This window comes from Pseudomonas sp. O39 (assembly GCF_045447295.1).
GTDB classification, from domain to species: Bacteria; Pseudomonadota; Gammaproteobacteria; order Pseudomonadales; family Pseudomonadaceae; genus Aquipseudomonas; species Aquipseudomonas antarctica_A.
Map to the genome: position 1 here is coordinate 103,947 of NZ_JBJGXV010000006.1, position 15,472 is coordinate 119,418.

The 15,472-nt window shown below is 58.8% G+C and carries 20 protein-coding genes; 10 read left to right on the top strand and 10 right to left on the bottom strand.

Annotation, left to right across the window (positions count from 1 at the left end; all coding sequences use genetic code 11):
- Positions 1 to 2: 2 nt before the first annotated feature.
- From hisD to ACI77D_RS11200, 9 genes are all read right to left on the bottom strand, one after another.
- Entirely contained in the window at positions 3 to 1,322 is a 1,320-nt protein-coding gene (gene hisD / locus ACI77D_RS11160; protein ID WP_407016574.1) for a histidinol dehydrogenase, read from the bottom strand.
- Positions 1,323 to 1,697: 375 nt separating this feature from the next.
- The gene (hisG, locus tag ACI77D_RS11165; protein ID WP_003188599.1) at positions 1,698 to 2,333 is read right to left on the bottom strand and encodes an ATP phosphoribosyltransferase; all 636 of its coding nucleotides are present in this window, start codon (positions 2,331 to 2,333) and stop codon (positions 1,698 to 1,700) included.
- Positions 2,334 to 2,501: 168 nt separating this feature from the next.
- Positions 2,502 to 3,767: a UDP-N-acetylglucosamine 1-carboxyvinyltransferase gene (gene murA, locus ACI77D_RS11170; RefSeq protein WP_053254430.1), complete on the bottom strand. Its 1,266-nt coding sequence runs from the start codon at positions 3,765 to 3,767 to the stop codon at positions 2,502 to 2,504.
- Between the two features lie 23 nt (positions 3,768 to 3,790).
- Positions 3,791 to 4,030: a BolA family protein gene (locus tag ACI77D_RS11175; protein WP_008434291.1), complete on the bottom strand. Its 240-nt coding sequence runs from the start codon at positions 4,028 to 4,030 to the stop codon at positions 3,791 to 3,793.
- A 114-nt stretch (positions 4,031 to 4,144) separates the two neighbouring features.
- On the bottom strand, positions 4,145 to 4,450 hold the full coding sequence (locus ACI77D_RS11180; protein ID WP_064450727.1) for a lipid asymmetry maintenance protein MlaB: 306 nt from the start codon (positions 4,448 to 4,450) through the stop codon (positions 4,145 to 4,147).
- Complete coding sequence (locus ACI77D_RS11185; protein WP_064450726.1) at positions 4,447 to 5,097, bottom strand: phospholipid-binding protein MlaC; 651 nt, start codon at positions 5,095 to 5,097, stop codon at positions 4,447 to 4,449. The genes ACI77D_RS11180 and ACI77D_RS11185 overlap by 4 nt, the downstream gene beginning before the upstream one ends.
- An 11-nt stretch (positions 5,098 to 5,108) precedes the next feature.
- On the bottom strand, positions 5,109 to 5,576 hold the full coding sequence (gene mlaD / locus ACI77D_RS11190) for an outer membrane lipid asymmetry maintenance protein MlaD (RefSeq protein ID WP_005784855.1): 468 nt from the start codon (positions 5,574 to 5,576) through the stop codon (positions 5,109 to 5,111).
- Complete coding sequence (mlaE, locus tag ACI77D_RS11195) at positions 5,576 to 6,373, bottom strand: lipid asymmetry maintenance ABC transporter permease subunit MlaE (RefSeq protein WP_053254427.1); 798 nt, start codon at positions 6,371 to 6,373, stop codon at positions 5,576 to 5,578. The genes mlaD and mlaE overlap by 1 nt, the downstream gene beginning before the upstream one ends.
- Positions 6,373 to 7,182, bottom strand: a complete 810-nt coding sequence (locus ACI77D_RS11200; protein WP_003171811.1) for an ATP-binding cassette domain-containing protein — start codon at positions 7,180 to 7,182, stop codon at positions 6,373 to 6,375. The genes mlaE and ACI77D_RS11200 overlap by 1 nt, the downstream gene beginning before the upstream one ends.
- Before the next feature lie 298 nt (positions 7,183 to 7,480).
- On the opposite strand from ACI77D_RS11200, the gene ACI77D_RS11205 reads away from it, so the two are divergent.
- The 10 genes from ACI77D_RS11205 to ACI77D_RS11250 all read left to right on the top strand — a co-directional run bounded on the left by ACI77D_RS11205 (position 7,481) and on the right by ACI77D_RS11250 (position 14,533).
- Positions 7,481 to 8,455 (top strand): KpsF/GutQ family sugar-phosphate isomerase, encoded by a 975-nt coding sequence (locus tag ACI77D_RS11205; RefSeq protein WP_053254425.1) that lies wholly within the window; start codon positions 7,481 to 7,483, stop codon positions 8,453 to 8,455.
- The gene (locus ACI77D_RS11210) at positions 8,456 to 8,980 is read left to right on the top strand and encodes an HAD family hydrolase (protein WP_064450724.1); all 525 of its coding nucleotides are present in this window, start codon (positions 8,456 to 8,458) and stop codon (positions 8,978 to 8,980) included.
- Between the two features lie 8 nt (positions 8,981 to 8,988).
- Positions 8,989 to 9,561, top strand: coding sequence for an LPS export ABC transporter periplasmic protein LptC (gene lptC, locus ACI77D_RS11215; protein ID WP_064450723.1), 573 nt, complete (start codon positions 8,989 to 8,991; stop codon positions 9,559 to 9,561).
- Positions 9,548 to 10,123, top strand: coding sequence for a lipopolysaccharide transport periplasmic protein LptA (lptA, locus tag ACI77D_RS11220; RefSeq protein ID WP_064450722.1), 576 nt, complete (start codon positions 9,548 to 9,550; stop codon positions 10,121 to 10,123). The genes lptC and lptA overlap by 14 nt, the downstream gene beginning before the upstream one ends.
- Positions 10,123 to 10,848 carry an LPS export ABC transporter ATP-binding protein gene (gene lptB / locus ACI77D_RS11225; protein WP_407016575.1) on the top strand — a complete coding sequence of 242 codons (726 nt, stop codon included), beginning with the start codon at positions 10,123 to 10,125 and terminating at the stop codon, positions 10,846 to 10,848. The genes lptA and lptB overlap by 1 nt, the downstream gene beginning before the upstream one ends.
- A 184-nt stretch (positions 10,849 to 11,032) precedes the next feature.
- Positions 11,033 to 12,526, top strand: coding sequence for an RNA polymerase factor sigma-54 (locus ACI77D_RS11230; RefSeq protein WP_064450721.1), 1,494 nt, complete (start codon positions 11,033 to 11,035; stop codon positions 12,524 to 12,526).
- Positions 12,527 to 12,601: 75 nt separating this feature from the next.
- Positions 12,602 to 12,907: a ribosome hibernation-promoting factor, HPF/YfiA family gene (hpf, locus tag ACI77D_RS11235; RefSeq protein WP_017138237.1), complete on the top strand. Its 306-nt coding sequence runs from the start codon at positions 12,602 to 12,604 to the stop codon at positions 12,905 to 12,907.
- Between the two features lie 12 nt (positions 12,908 to 12,919).
- On the top strand, positions 12,920 to 13,384 hold the full coding sequence (ptsN, locus tag ACI77D_RS11240; RefSeq protein WP_407016576.1) for a PTS IIA-like nitrogen regulatory protein PtsN: 465 nt from the start codon (positions 12,920 to 12,922) through the stop codon (positions 13,382 to 13,384).
- A 2-nt stretch (positions 13,385 to 13,386) separates the two neighbouring features.
- Positions 13,387 to 14,244, top strand: a complete 858-nt coding sequence (gene rapZ, locus ACI77D_RS11245) for an RNase adapter RapZ (protein ID WP_053254418.1) — start codon at positions 13,387 to 13,389, stop codon at positions 14,242 to 14,244.
- A gap of 16 nt (positions 14,245 to 14,260) precedes the next feature.
- Positions 14,261 to 14,533, top strand: a complete 273-nt coding sequence (locus ACI77D_RS11250) for an HPr family phosphocarrier protein (protein ID WP_221293958.1) — start codon at positions 14,261 to 14,263, stop codon at positions 14,531 to 14,533.
- 37 nt (positions 14,534 to 14,570) lie between these two features.
- On the opposite strand, the gene ACI77D_RS11255 is transcribed toward ACI77D_RS11250, so the two are convergent.
- Entirely contained in the window at positions 14,571 to 15,464 is an 894-nt protein-coding gene (locus tag ACI77D_RS11255) for a ZIP family metal transporter (protein ID WP_262667034.1), read from the bottom strand.
- Positions 15,465 to 15,472 lie beyond the last annotated feature (8 nt).

The window sequence follows — 15,472 nt, forward strand, 5'->3', positions numbered from 1 at the left end:
TCTTAGTTCCCTTCTTCAAGGATGCGGTATTCGGCGCTGCGGGCGTGAGCGCTGAGGGATTCACCACGGGCCAGCACCGAGGCGGTCTTGCCCAGCTCGGATGCACCTTGTGGCGAGCAGAAGATGATCGACGAGCGCTTCTGGAAGTCATACACCCCCAGCGGCGACGAGAAGCGCGCAGTGCCGGAAGTCGGCAGCACGTGGTTCGGGCCTGCACAGTAGTCGCCCAAGGCTTCGCTGGTGTGGCGCCCCATGAAGATCGCACCGGCGTGGCGAATCGACGGCAGCCAGGCTTGTGGGTCAGCCACGGACAACTCCAAGTGCTCCGGCGCAATGCGGTTGGCCACTTCGATGGCCTGCTCCATGTCACGCACCAGGATCAGCGCGCCACGCCCATTGATCGACTTCTCGATGATCTCGGCGCGTTCCATGGTCGGCAGCAGCTTGTTGATGCTGGCGATGACCTTGTCGAGGAACTCGGCGTCGGGGCTGACCAGGATCGCCTGGGCGTCTTCATCGTGCTCGGCCTGAGAAAACAGGTCCATGGCGATCCAGTCCGGGTCGGTCTGGCCGTCACACACCACCAGGATTTCCGAGGGGCCTGCGATCATGTCGATACCGACCTGGCCAAATACGTGGCGCTTGGCGGTGGCCACGTAGATGTTGCCGGGACCGACCACTTTGTCGACCTTCGGCACGCTTTCGGTACCGTAGGCCAGCGCCGCAACGGCTTGAGCACCACCAATGGTGAACACGCGGTCAACGCCGGCGATGCAGGCTGCCGCCAGTACCAGCTCGTTGATTTCACCGCGCGGGGTCGGCACGACCATGACCACTTCGGTCACGCCCGCCACTTTGGCCGGGATTGCGTTCATCAGTACCGACGACGGGTACGAGGCTTTACCGCCCGGCACGTACAGGCCGGCGCGGTCCAGAGGCGTGACCTTTTGGCCCAGCACGGTGCCATCGGCCTCGGTGTAGCTCCAGGAATCCTGCTTCTGTTTTTCGTGGTAACTGCGCACCCGCGCCGCCGCGACTTCCAATGCTTCGCGCTGAGGCACAGTGATACGCGTCAGGGCCAGCTCGAGGCGTTCGCGGGGCAGGATCAGGTCCGACATCGACGCGACGTCGAGGCCGTCGAACTGGCGAGTGAAGTCCACCAGCGCCGCATCACCGCGCTCGCGCACGGCCTTGATGATGTCGAGCACTCGCACGTTGACCGAGTCGTCGGACACGCTTTCCCAGCTCAGCAGATGATCCAGATGATAGGCGAAATCCGGGTCGGCAGCGTTGAGTCGGGCAATTGCAGTGGACGTGGTCATAGCGAGGGCCTCATAGGATTGGCAAAAACTCAGGCGCCCGAAGGTGCGCTGACGTTCAATAACGAAGCGCGTTGGTACTGTGGTTGTGCCAGGCAAGGCGCGGGCGCTGGTAAGGGTTGTTTCCTTACCAAGTCCCGCAACGCAGCATGGAGCAACCACAGTGCCAACCCGCAGGGCCTTACCTCAAAAGGCTGACTGCTACGCGTCGCTAATTATTGAAAAAGAATCTTCTACTAACATAAGTTGCCTTTTGGGGTAAGGCGCGATTCGTTATTGAACGTCAGCGCACCTTCCCAGCAGTCGATCCGCTTGGGCACCTGAGAATTCTGGCTATGAGGCGGATAGACGGGCGCGACCCAAGGCCGCGCAGGTGAGTCAACCGCGGTGTCGAGACTCCACTGCCTTGCGCAGGGTGTCGATCAACGCCTGGATACGGGCGTGTTGCATTTTCATCGAAGCTTTGTTGACGATCAGGCGAGAGCTGATGTCGGCAATGAAATCCTGAGGCTCAAGACCGTTGGCACGCAGCGTGTTGCCGGTGTCGACCACGTCGATAATCTTGTCGGCCAGGCCGATCAGCGGCGCCAGCTCCATCGAGCCGTAGAGCTTGATGATGTCGACCTGACGGCCTTGTTCTGCGTAGTAGCGCTTGGCGACGTTGACGAACTTGGTCGCCACGCGCAGGCGGCCTTTGGGCTCGACGTCACCGACACGGCCGGCGGTCATCAGCTTGCACAGGGCAATACGCAGGTCCAGCGGCTCGTAAAGGCCCTGGCCGCCGTATTCCATCAGCACGTCTTTGCCGGCGACGCCGAGGTCGGCCGCGCCATGTTCAACGTAGGTCGGCACGTCGGTAGCCCGCACGATCAGCAGGCGAACGTCGTCCTGGGTCGTGGGGATGATCAGCTTGCGGCTCTTGTCCGGATTCTCGGTCGGCACGATGCCCGCTTCAGCCAGAAGCGGCAAAGTGTCGTCAAGGATGCGGCCCTTGGACAGTGCGATGGTCAACATGGGAAACGTCAGTCCTTCATCAGGCTATTGCTGTCCGGTCGCAAACGGCGCCAGACACAGATCGAGGCCATTACAGCCTCGATTTGAAACAAATTCGGCCGGGGTGCGCAAGCGTTAATGCGCGTACACACCCCGGGCGGGCGCTTCCCTGCGCCCGTGCAGCGGGAACTAGCCCGGTACGCGGCGGATCTTGGCGCCGAGCATCTGCAGTTTTTCTTCGATGCACTCGTAACCACGGTCTATGTGGTAGATGCGGTCGATGAGGGTGTCGCCGTCAGCGCACAACGCCGAGATCACCAGGCTGGCGGAAGCACGCAGGTCGGTCGCCATGACTGGCGCACCCTTGAGCTTCTCGATGCCAGTGACGATGGCGGTGTTGCCTTCGACCTGGATCTTGGCGCCCATGCGATGCAGTTCATACACGTGCATGAAGCGGTTTTCGAAGATGGTCTCGATCACGGCACCGGTGCCTTCGGCAATCGCGTTCAAGGAAATGAACTGCGCCTGCATGTCGGTCGGGAACGCCGGGTACGGAGCGGTACGCACGTTGACCGCTTTGGGCCGCTTGCCGTGCATGTTCAGCTCGATCCAGTCTTCGCCGGTGGTGATTTCTGCACCGGCTTCACGCAGCTTTTCCAGGACCGCTTCCAGGATAGTCGGATCAGTGTCCTTGACCTTGACGCGACCACCGGTAACGGCAGCGGCAACCAGGTAGGTACCGGTCTCGATGCGATCAGGCATCACTTTGTAGGTGGCCGGATGCAGGCGTTTAACACCGTCGATGGTGATGGTGTCGGTGCCGGCGCCAGTGATGTTGGCACCCATGGCGATCAGGAAGTTGGCCAGGTCGACCACTTCCGGCTCGCGCGCGGCGTTTTGCAGCACGCTGCGGCCGTTGGCCAGGGCTGCCGCCATCATGATGTTCTCGGTACCGGTCACACTGACGGTATCAAAGAAGAAGTTGGCACCGCGCAGGCCGCCTTCCGGCGCCTTGGCCTTGATGTAGCCGCCTTCAACGTCGATGGTTGCACCCATGGCTTCAAGGCCACGAATGTGCAGGTCGACCGGACGCGAACCGATGGCGCAACCGCCAGGCAGTGCCACTTCAGCTTCACCGAAGCGCGCAACCATCGGGCCCAGTACCAGGATCGACGCACGCATGGTTTTCACCAATTCGTACGGAGCGATCAGGGTTTTGATGGTGCGCGGGTCGATTTCGACGCTGAGTTTCTCGTCAATCACAGGCTCAATGCCCATGCGACCGAACAGCTCGATCATGGTGGTGATGTCGTGCAGGTGCGGCAGGTTGGCCACAGTCACCGGGCCGTCGCACAGCAGGGTTGCTGCCAAAATCGGCAAGGCGGAGTTTTTCGCACCGGAAATGCGGATCTCGCCGTCAAGGCGGGCACCGCCGGTAATAATCAATTTATCCATAAGAATCTCGACGCCTTGGGGGCTCAGGTGCGCTCGGCCCAGGCCGCGCGGCTGAAAAATTTCATAGTGACCGCGTGAATGCTGCCATCGGTGATCCACGGGTTTAAATGGGCATAGATCTGCTGTTGACGCTTGACCGGGCTCAGTGCCGCCAGTTCATCGCTAATCACGTTCAGCTGGAAATTGCAGCCTTCGCCTTCAACTTCTACGTTCGTTTCCGGCAGCTTTCCTTCAAGGAAGCTTTTAACTTCTAGGGCCTGCATGCTCAACCTCTATCGGCGCCCAGTGCGCACGGGTCGCACATCATACAAAAAAGCCCCGCGCCTGCGAACCCCGCATAGCAGGACTCTGACGGGGGGCTTCTTTAATAATGTGTATTAAGGATGCGCCAACAGCTCGGTCAGACCGGAAACCTGCGCAATTTCACGCATGTCGTCGGGCAAGGCACGAATGCTGACCGGCTTCCTGGCCGCTTCGGCATCACGAATGAAACACAGCAACAACGACAGGCCGACGCTGCTGGACTTGGTCACCGCCGAGCAATCAAGCACCAGCGCAGGCGCCGCACTGGACTTGATCAGCGCCTGACCCTGCTTGCGCAGGTCAGGCCCGGAGCGGTAATCCAGCACGCCACTGAGGAACAACTCGCCGGCGTCGCCAAGACGAACAGCCGACTCGGTCATTGCGCAGGCTTCCCGGCAGCTTGTTTGTCGGTTTCTTCTTTGGCCTTGGCGACTTCACCGGCCCAACCATTGATGGTCTTGTCCAGGTTGTTGCCATTGCGCTGCATGGCGTCGGCGAACTGATCGCGGAACAGCTTGCCGATGTTGATACCGTTGATGATCACGTTACGCAGCTTCCACTCGCCGTTGACCTTCTCCAGCGTGTACTGCACAGGGTAGATGGCGCCGTTGTTGCCTTTGACGCTCATGTTAACGCTGGTGCGATCACCCGACTCATCCCCGGCTGGGGCGACGGTAATACCCTGATTGTTGTACTCCAGCAGGGCGTTGCCATAAAACTGGAACAGGCCCTTCTTGAAGTTTTCCTGGAATGTCTGCATTTGCGCAGGGGTAGCCTTGCGCGAATACTTGACCGTCATGATGCTGCGGGAAATGCCTTCGGCATCGACCACCGGACCAACAATGGTATTCAGCGCATCGTAAAACTTGGTCGGGTCTTGCTTGTACTGCTCTTTGTTGGCAGTCAGGTCAGCCAACATCTTGTTGGTCGTGTCCTGCACCAGATCGTGCGCAGAACCCGCCGCGTTGGCCATCAGCGGCAGTGCTGCAAGCAGCACCAGCAGGCCACGTCGCAAGGTAGAGATCATGAACAGATTCCTCATTTGGCGTCTTTATTGACCGTATTGAGCAGGAATTTACCGATCAGGTCTTCAAGCACCAACGACGACTGTGTGTCGTGGATTGTCGAACCATCCTTGAGCAAGGCTGTTTCCCCGCCCACGCTGACACCGATGTACTTCTCGCCCAGCAGACCCGCAGTGAGAATAGATGCAGTCGAGTCAGTCGGCAGATTATCTACCTTCTTGTCGACTTGCATGGTCACTCGGCCGGTGAAGCTGTCGCGATCCAGATCGATTGCCGTGACCTTGCCGATGGTTACACCGGCCATGGTCACTTTAGCTCTGACAGTCAAACCGGCAATATTATCGAAGTACGCGTAAAGTTTATAAGTGTCGGCGGTGGGGCTGGCCGAAAGACCGCTGACTCGCAGGGCCAGTAACAGTAAAGCCAGGATGCCAGCCAGCAAGAAAAGGCCGACACCGATTTCCACAGTGCGGTTTTGCATCAGAAATCTCCAAACATCAAGGCGGTCAAAATGAAGTCAAGGCCCAGTACCGCCAGCGAGGCGTACACAACGGTCTTGGTGGTGGCGCGACTGATCCCTTCTGAAGTGGGCTCACAGTCATAGCCTTGGAATACGGCGATCCAGGTCACTACAAAGGCGAAGACGATGCTCTTTATGATGCCGTTGAGCACGTCGCCGCTGAAGGTCACGCTGTTTTGCATGTTGCCCCAGTAAGAGCCGTCATAGACGCCCAACCAGTCAACCGCCACCCACGAACCGCCCCAGATGCCCACCACGCTGAAAATCATCGCCAGCAGTGGCAGGGAAATGAAGCCAGCCCACAGGCGCGGGGCAACAATGTACTTGAGCGGGTCCACGCCGATCATTTCCAGGCTGGACAACTGCTCGGTGGACTTCATGTTGCCGATTTCGGCAGTCAACGCGGAACCCGCGCGACCGGCAAACAGCAAGGCGGTGACCACCGGGCCCAGTTCGCGCAACAGCGTCAGGGCGACCATCTGCCCCACAGCCTGCTCCGAACCGTAGCTGGAGAGGATATTGAACCCCTGCAGTGCCAGCACCATGCCGATGAAAATCCCGGAAACCACGATGATCACCAGGGACATCACGCCTACTGAGTGCAGTTGCTTTAGCAGCAGGCCAAAGCCGCCACCAATGCCGCCGCGACCGAGCAACGCATGAAACAGGAAAATCGTCGAACGCCCCAGCACCTCGACCAAGTCGATACCGGAGCGACCGAAAAGGCGAACCTTCTCGATTAAAGATGTCTTGCGCATCAGCGCTTCCCCAGAAGATCTGAGCGGTAGTCCGCTGCCGGAAAATGAAAAGGCACCGGGCCATCGGGATCGCCGGTCATGAATTGGCGAATGCGCGGGTTGTCAGCGTTCATCAGTTCTTCAGGCGTGCCCTGCCCCAGCACCTGACCATCGCCGACTACATAAAGGTAGTCGGCGATGCTCGCGGTTTCGGCCAAGTCGTGCGATACCACGATACTGGTAATCCCCAACGCATCGTTGAGCAGGCGAATCAGGCGCACCAGTACGCCCATGGCGATCGGGTCCTGGCCCACGAAAGGCTCGTCATACATAAGGATCTGCGGATCGAGGGCGATGGCTCGCGCCAGCGCGACACGGCGCTTCATGCCACCGGACAACTCGTCAGGCATCAGGTCGATGGCACCGCGAAGGCCAACGGCCTGCAGTTTCAGCAACACGATGTCACGAATCATCTCATCGGACAGCTGAGTGTGGACCCGCAGCGGAAACGCCACGTTTTCGAACACGTCGAGGTCGGTGAACAGTGCGCCGCTCTGGAACAGCACCCCCATGTGCTTGCGCGCATCGAACAGATCACTGCGCGACAATGTCGGCAGGTTCTGGCCGTTGACCCACACTTCGCCGGCGCTGGGACGCAATTGCATGCCCATCAGGCGCAACAGTGTGGTCTTGCCGCAACCGGAAGGCCCCATGATGCCCGTGACCTTGCCGCGGGGAATGCGAATATCGACGTTATTGAAGATGCTGCGCGTCCCGCGCTTGAAGGTAAGGCCCTTCAGCTCGACCGCGTAGGCGTTATCGGCACTCATCTAATCTCCTTGGGATGCAGCCTTTCACTCAGACACCATGCTTGCGACTTTCGTTTACAACGAATGCGCAATAATTAGGCAAATTGGCTGGGCGGACCGAACTGGCGGCGAACTATATCACTGCTGGTACAGAGCCCCCAAGGCCGGAACAGCGCTCGTTCAGATTCGGGACAGGGAAAAAACGCTGCCGAGCATGAAACTCAGGCACCTGCCGAATAAAGCCTGACGAACTAACGTGAGGGAATTGATCATTACCGCTATAATCGCCGCCTTTTCGTCAGGCTATACGATTTAAGACATGAGCCAATCCAGCGAGCTTATTCAATCCGCACAACGCACCATCCGCCTCGAGCTTGAAGCCGTAGAAGGTTTACTGGCCCATATCGACGCAGATTTCGTACGTGCATGCGAGATGATTCTGGCCAGCAAGGGCCGCGTTGTCGTGGTCGGCATGGGCAAATCCGGCCACGTCGGCAACAAAATCGCCGCCACCCTGGCAAGTACCGGGACCACGGCTTTTTTTGTGCACCCGGCCGAAGCCAGCCACGGCGACATGGGCATGATCACCAAGGATGACATCATCCTGGCACTGTCTAACTCCGGCACCACCAACGAAATCGTGACCCTGCTGCCGCTGATCAAGCGTCTGGGCATCAAAATGATCAGTCTCACCGGTAATCCGGAGTCAACGCTGGCCAAGGCTGCCGAAGTGAACCTGAATGTTCACGTGGCCCACGAGGCCTGCCCGCTGAACCTGGCGCCGACCTCCTCCACCACAGCAGCGTTGGTCATGGGCGATGCCCTGGCCGTGGCCCTGCTGGAAGCTCGCGGCTTTACCGCTGAGGACTTCGCGTTTTCGCACCCGGGCGGCGCCTTGGGTCGTCGACTGCTGCTTAAAGTGGAAAACGTCATGCATTCAGGCGATGAGTTGCCTCACGTGCAGCGCGGCACCTTGCTGAAGGACGCGCTGATGGAAATGACCCGCAAAGGCCTGGGCATGACCGTGATCCTGGAGGCTGATGGGCGTTTGGCCGGGGTATTCACCGACGGTGACCTGCGCCGCACCCTGGACCGCACGATCGATATCCACACCGCCACCATTGATGCAGTCATGACGCCACACGGCAAGACTGCACGCCCCGAGATGCTTGCAGCCGAAGCGCTGAAGATCATGGAAGACCACAAGATTGGCGCGCTGGTGGTGGTCAATAGCGACGACCGCCCGATTGGCGCCCTGAACATGCACGACTTGCTGCGTGCGGGAGTGATGTAAATGACCAGCAACTTGCTAGAACGCGGCAAAAACATCAAATTGGCGATTTTCGACGTTGATGGCGTACTGACCGATGGCCGCCTGTACTTTCTCGAAGATGGCAGCGAATTCAAGACCTTCAACACCCTCGACGGCCAGGGCATCAAAATGTTGATGGCTGCCGGTGTGCAAACAGCCATTATCAGTGGTCGAAAAACACCGGTTGTGGAACGCCGCGCACAAAACCTGGGGATTCCTTACCTGTATCAGGGCCGCGAGGATAAACTGGTGGTTCTGGACGAGCTTCTTGGCCAACTCAACCTAAGCTATGAGCAGGTTGCCTATCTGGGCGACGATCTGCCTGACCTGCCGGTCATTCGCCGGGTGGGCCTGGGCATGGCCGTCGCCAATGCGGCGGCGTTTGTTCGCGAACATGCCCATGGCATCACTACCGCACGTGGCGGTGAGGGTGCCGCCCGCGAGTTCTGCGAATTGATCCTGCGTGCCCAGGGCAGTCTTGAAGCGGCCCACGCCGCCTACCTATAGAGCGTTTTATGCTGAGCAAAAAGATTCGCAACTTCCTGCTATTCGGGGTCATCGCCGCGCTGTTCCTGGCGGTGGGCTACTGGAATATCAGCCCGGAGCGCTTTCTCGACAAGCCTGTAGCACAGGTTGACGAAGGCGCTGTCGACTATTACGCGACCAATGCCTACTCCGTGCAATTCCTGCCTGACGGCAAGGTGCAGTATGAGATGACTTCGGACAAGGTCGAGCATTTGAAGGCTTCGGAGGTCAGTTTGCTGACCAACCCGGACATGAACCTTTACCGCGGCACCGAGTTTCCGTGGCACGTCACCAGCAAGCGTGGCGAGGTCAACCCGGACGGTACCCAGGTGGAACTGATCGACTCGGTACGTGTTGCACGTACTGACGAGAAGAAGCGCGACACCATTATTACCAGCAGTCGCATGACCGTTTTCCCACAACAGCAATATGCGCAGACCGAGCAAGACGTTAGAATCGACGGCGCTGGCGGTGTATCGACTGGCAAGGGAATGAAAGCGTATTTGAAAGAAAGCAGGATACACCTGCTATCGAACGTAAGAGGACAGTATGAGGCTCGTTAAAACCCTCCCTATTTTGCTCGGTCTGGGCGCAGCACTGGGAAGCGTGAGCGCCTGGGCTCTGCCGAACGATAGCCAGCAACCGATCCACATCCAGGCTGACGACGCTCAGCTGGATGACAAGCAAGGTGTTGCGACCTACACAGGCGCCGTGATCATCACCCAAGGCTCGATGAAAATCACCGGCAACACGGTGACGCTCACGCGTACGCCGGCTGGCGACATTGATGTGGTGACGTCGGTGGGCAACCTGGCTTACTTCGAACAGAAGCAGGCGGCTACGGACCCGGCCCCGATCAAGGGCTATGGCAAGACCATCCAGTATCACGCCCAGCAGAATCGCATCATCCTGATCGACCAGGCCAGGGTTGTCAGCAGCGATGGCAACACCACCGACGGTGAAAAAATCACCTATGACACGGTGAAGCAGATCGCCCAGGCGGGTCGCGCTACCGGCTCGAAGATCGGCACTCCGAAGCCGCGCATCGACATGGTTATCCAGCCGAAGCAGAAAGAAGGCGCCGCCCAGCCTGCGCCCAAACCCGCTGCGAAGAAGGCGAACTAATGGCAACCCTGAAAGCCCAGCATCTGACCAAGGCTTATAAAAGCCGTCAGGTCGTACGCGACGTCAGTTTATCGATAGACAGCGGCCAGATCGTTGGCTTGCTCGGCCCCAACGGCGCCGGCAAGACCACGTGCTTCTACATGATTGTTGGCCTGGTCCAGGCGGATCAGGGCCGTGTATTGATCGATGACCTGGACGTCAGCAACCAGCCGATGCACGGTCGTGCGCGCGCAGGTATCGGCTATCTTCCCCAAGAGGCGTCGATCTTCCGCAAACTGTCGGTAGCAGACAACATCATGGCGATCCTGGAGACCCGCAAGGAACTCGACCGTGACGGCCGCCGCAAAGAGCTGGAAAGCCTGCTGCAGGAATTCCACATCAACCACATTCGCGACAACCTTGGCATGAGCTTGTCCGGTGGTGAGCGTCGCCGTGTGGAAATCGCCCGTGCCCTGGCCACTGCGCCGAAATTCATCCTGCTGGATGAACCCTTCGCCGGCGTCGACCCGATCTCGGTCGGCGACATCAAGCAGATCATCCATCATCTCAAGGCCAAGGGTATCGGTGTATTGATCACCGACCACAACGTCCGTGAGACCCTCGATATCTGTGAAACGGCTTATATCGTCAACGATGGTCAGCTGATCGCCGAAGGCGACTCCGCCACCATCCTGGCCAACGAACTGGTCAAGGAAGTATACCTGGGCCACGAGTTCCGCCTGTAAGCACTGTGGTGTCTGGCCGTTCGCCAAAGCGCGCGGGAGTCAATAAAAACCTCCGGTTTTTTATTGTTACCGCGCTCTAGGCAAAGCCCCCGACATCAGGCATATAATTTGCTTATGTTTGGCGCTCACGCGCCCTGTCGTGGATGGCGCATTGCGCCGGCGAATAAGGTGTTAAGCCCCTGCCATGAAACCATCGCTAGTCCTGAGAATGGGCCAGCAGCTGACGATGACACCGCAGCTGCAACAGGCCATCCGCCTGCTCCAATTGTCGACCCTGGACCTGCAACAGGAAATCCAGGAGGCCCTGGAGTCCAATCCGATGCTCGAACGCCAGGAAGAAGGCGACGACTTCGATAATGCAGACCCGCTGGCCGACAACATCGAGCAAAAACCCAATTCCGACGTGCAGGAACCTTCCTATCAGGAAACCGCCCCTACGGTGGACAACCTTGAGGAAGGCGAATGGAACGAACGCATTCCCAACGAGCTTCCGGTAGACACCGCCTGGGAAGACGTTTACCAGACCAGCGCCAGCAGCCTGCCCAGCAATGATGATGACGAGTGGGATTTCACCACCCGCACCTCCGTCGGCGAGAGCTTGCAGAGCCATTTGCTGTGGCAATTGAACCTGGCGCCGATGTCCGACACCGATCGCCTGATCGCGGTGACCCTGATCGACTGCATCAATAACCAGGGTTATCTGGACGAGACTCTCGAAGAGATCCTTGAGGCTTTCGATCCGGAACTGGACATCGAACTGGACGAAATCGAAGCCGTCCTGCACCGCATCCAGCAGTTCGAGCCCGCCGGTATCGGCGCGCGCACGCTGAGTGAGTGCCTGTTGCTGCAACTGCGCCAACTGCCTGCCAAGACCCCGTGGCTCGCCGAAGCCCAGCGCCTGGTCACCGACTACATCGACCTGCTGGGCAGCCGCGACTACAGCCAGCTGATGCGCCGTATGAAGCTCAAGGAAGACGACCTGCGCCAGGTCATCGAGCTGGTGCAGAGCCTTAACCCTCGCCCGGGCTCGCAGATCGAGTCCAGCGAAGCCGAATATGTCGTTCCCGATGTGATCGTGCGCAAAGACAACGAACGTTGGCTGGTGGAGCTGAACCAGGAGTCGGTGCCTCGTCTGCGGGTCAACCCGCAATACGCAGGTTTTGTGCGCCGTGCCGATACCAGCGCCGATAACACCTTCATGCGCAACCAGTTGCAGGAAGCGCGCTGGTTCATCAAGAGCCTGCAAAGCCGCAACGAAACCCTGATGAAAGTGGCCACTCAGATCGTCGAACATCAACGCGGCTTCCTGGAATACGGCGACGAGGCCATGAAACCCCTGGTCCTGCACGATATCGCCGAAGCGGTAGGCATGCATGAATCGACAATTTCCAGGGTGACCACACAGAAATTCATGCATACCCCACGGGGTATTTATGAGCTGAAATACTTTTTCTCCAGCCACGTAAGCACCTCCGAAGGCGGCGAATGCTCGTCCACGGCGATCCGCGCGATCATCAAAAAACTGGTTGCCGCGGAAAATCAGAAAAAGCCGTTGAGTGACAGCAAGATCGCTGGTTTACTGGAGGCACAAGGCATTCAGGTCGCCCGTCGAACCGTCGCCAAGTACCGCGAGTCCCTCGGGATCGCGCCTTCCAGCGAGCGTAAGCGTTTGATGTGACGGGCGGGCCATAGCGTTCCAGTGGCAGGCGCTTTTGCCTGTCGCTTTATGCACTGGCAACGAAGGAGAAGCTGTATGCAAGTCAACATCAGTGGACACCATGTAGAAGTCACCCCTCCATTGCGCGAATATGTCGAGCAGAAGCTGAAACGACTCGAGGGTCATTTCGACAAGATCACCAATGTGCAGGTCATCATGAAGGTCGATAAGCTTCAGCAGAAAATTGAAGCGACCTTGCAGATACCCGGTGGCGAAGTGGTCGCCAATGCCGAGCATGAAGACATGTATGCATCGATCGATGCCTTGACTGACAAGCTTGACCGCCAACTTAAAAAGCATAAGGAAAAGCAGCAGAGCCTTCTTCAAGGCACTGGCCGCTAACACTCCCCACCCATGATTCGACTTGAAACCATCCTGACCCCCGGCCGTTCCCTCGTGAACGTGCCGGGCGGCAGCAAAAAGAAAGCCCTCGAACAAATTGCCAACCTGATCAGCCGTGAAGTGCCTGAGCTGGATGAGCAAGTTGTCTATGAGGCGCTGATTGCCCGTGAAAAACTGGGTTCAACCGGTTTTGGTAACGGCATCGCCATTCCCCATTGCCGCCTGCAAGGCTGTGAGTCTCCAGTCAGCGCCCTGCTGCACATGGAAAAACCTATTGATTTCGACGCCATCGACGGCGCCCCGGTCGACCTGCTGTTCGTCCTGCTGGTCCCGCAAGCCGCCACCGATGCGCACCTGGAACTGCTCCGGCAGATCGCCAGCATGCTCGACCGCAAGGAAGTACGCGACAAACTGCGCAGTGCCAACAGCAATGAGGCGCTCTATCAGGTTGTCCTGGATGAACAAAACGGGCAGTAATCATGCGTTTGATCATCGTCAGCGGCCGCTCCGGCTCGGGTAAAAGCACCGCCCTCAACGTCCTTGAGGACAACGGATTTTATTGCATCGACAACCTGCCCGCCGGTTTGCTGCCCGAGTTGGCGGAACGTGCACTGATCCACACCGAACTGGCGCAGCCTCTGGTTGCCGTCTCGATTGACGCCCGAAACCTGCCCAGCCATCTTCAGCGCTTCCCGCAATTGCTTGAGGAAGTACGCGCCAAGCATATTAATTGCGATGTGCTGTACCTGGACGCCGATGAGGAGACGCTGCTCAAGCGCTTCTCCGAAACCCGTCGACGCCACCCCCTCAGCAGCCCTCACCGCTCGCTGGCCGAAGCCATCGAGGACGAGACCACGCTGCTGGGACCGATCATTGACCTCGCCGATCTCAAGATCAACACCACCGGCCTGAACCTGTATCAATTGCGTGATGCGATCAAGCTGCGTTTGCTGAATCAGCCGGAGCCTGGCACCGCATTTCTGGTCGAGTCATTTGGCTTCAAGCGTGGGATGCCGGTGGATGCCGACCTGGTGTTTGATGTGCGCTGCCTGCCCAATCCTTACTGGAAGCCGGAGTTGCGTGATCAGTCAGGCCTTGATCAACCGGTGGCCGAGTACCTGGCTGCACAGCCGGATGTCGAGGAGATGTTCCAGGACATCTCCAGCTACCTGCTCAAATGGTTGCCGCGCTTTGCGGCAAGCAATCGGGCCTATGTCACCATTGCCATCGGCTGCACCGGCGGCCACCATCGCTCGGTCTACCTGACCGAACGCCTGGGCCAGGTGCTGCAACAAACCCTCAAGAACGTTCAGGTTCGCCACCGCGACCTTAGCTGAAAGGAACACCCCCGCGATGCCCGCTCTGGAAATTGAAATCATCAACAAGCTGGGCCTGCACGCCCGCGCTTCAGCTAAATTTGTCGGTGTTGCCGGGCAGTTTCCTTGCCAGATCCGCGCCGGGCGCACTCCGGATTCCATGGTCGACGGTAAAAGTATTATGGCCATGATGATGCTGGCCGCCGGCAAGGGCACCAGGATTCATTTAAAGACGGAAGGCGAACAAGAGCAGGAAGCGATGGACGCGCTGGTGAAGCTGATCAATAACTTCTTTGATGAGGGTGAGTAAACTCACCCTTTGAGGCGGGTGTGAGGCTGCAATGGCCTCACCCTAAAGCAGTATCCATCACCATCATCAAACAGAACCCGACGCACAACCCCAGGCTGGCAAGCTTTTCGTGACCATTACGGCGCGACTCGGGGATCACTTCGTGCGTCACCACCAGCAACATCGCCCCAGCCGCCAACGCGAGCCCCAGCGGTAACAAAACCTCCGCCAGGCTCACCAACCACGCACACAGCACAGCAAATACCGGTTCAACCAGGCCCGACGCCGCGCCGATCAGGAACGCTTTGACTCGCGACATCCCCGCCCCGGCCAAGACCAGTGCGATCACTAAACCTTCCGGCACGTCCTGCAGGGCAATCCCCATGGCCAAGCTGTCGGCATCCGGCATTCCTCCACCTGCCGAAACGCCTACCGCCATGCCTTCGGGAATGTTGTGGGCAATGATGGCAAATACGAATAGCCAGATGCGTGGGGGAATCACCGGTTTATCCGGCGTGCCCACCAGCATCTCCGGGCTAGCGCCTGATACCTTGCGGTCGACCAGATAAAGACCGAACGCCCCGAGCATGATCCCGAAGCTGATCAAACCACTCGCGCCCCAAGGCGAAAGCCCAAGGCTTTGGGCTGCTGCAATGCCCGGCACGATCAGCGAAAAGGCCGTCGCCGCCAACATTACCCCGGCACCAAAGCCCAGCAAGGTATCGCTCAGCGCCACCGGCATCCGGCGAATCACCAACACCGGCACCGCGCCCAGTGCCGTGCCGAGCGCGCAGATCGCGCCGCCCTGCAAGGCGCGCAAGATACGCGGTTCAAGGTCCAGCCAGGTCAGCCCGTGTGCCACCAGCAACGCAGTCCCTGCCAATAGCAGCAGCGAGCCAAACGCGTAACGAAACATTCGCCCACTGCTGATCGCCAGTGTTTCAGTGCCCATAGTCGGCC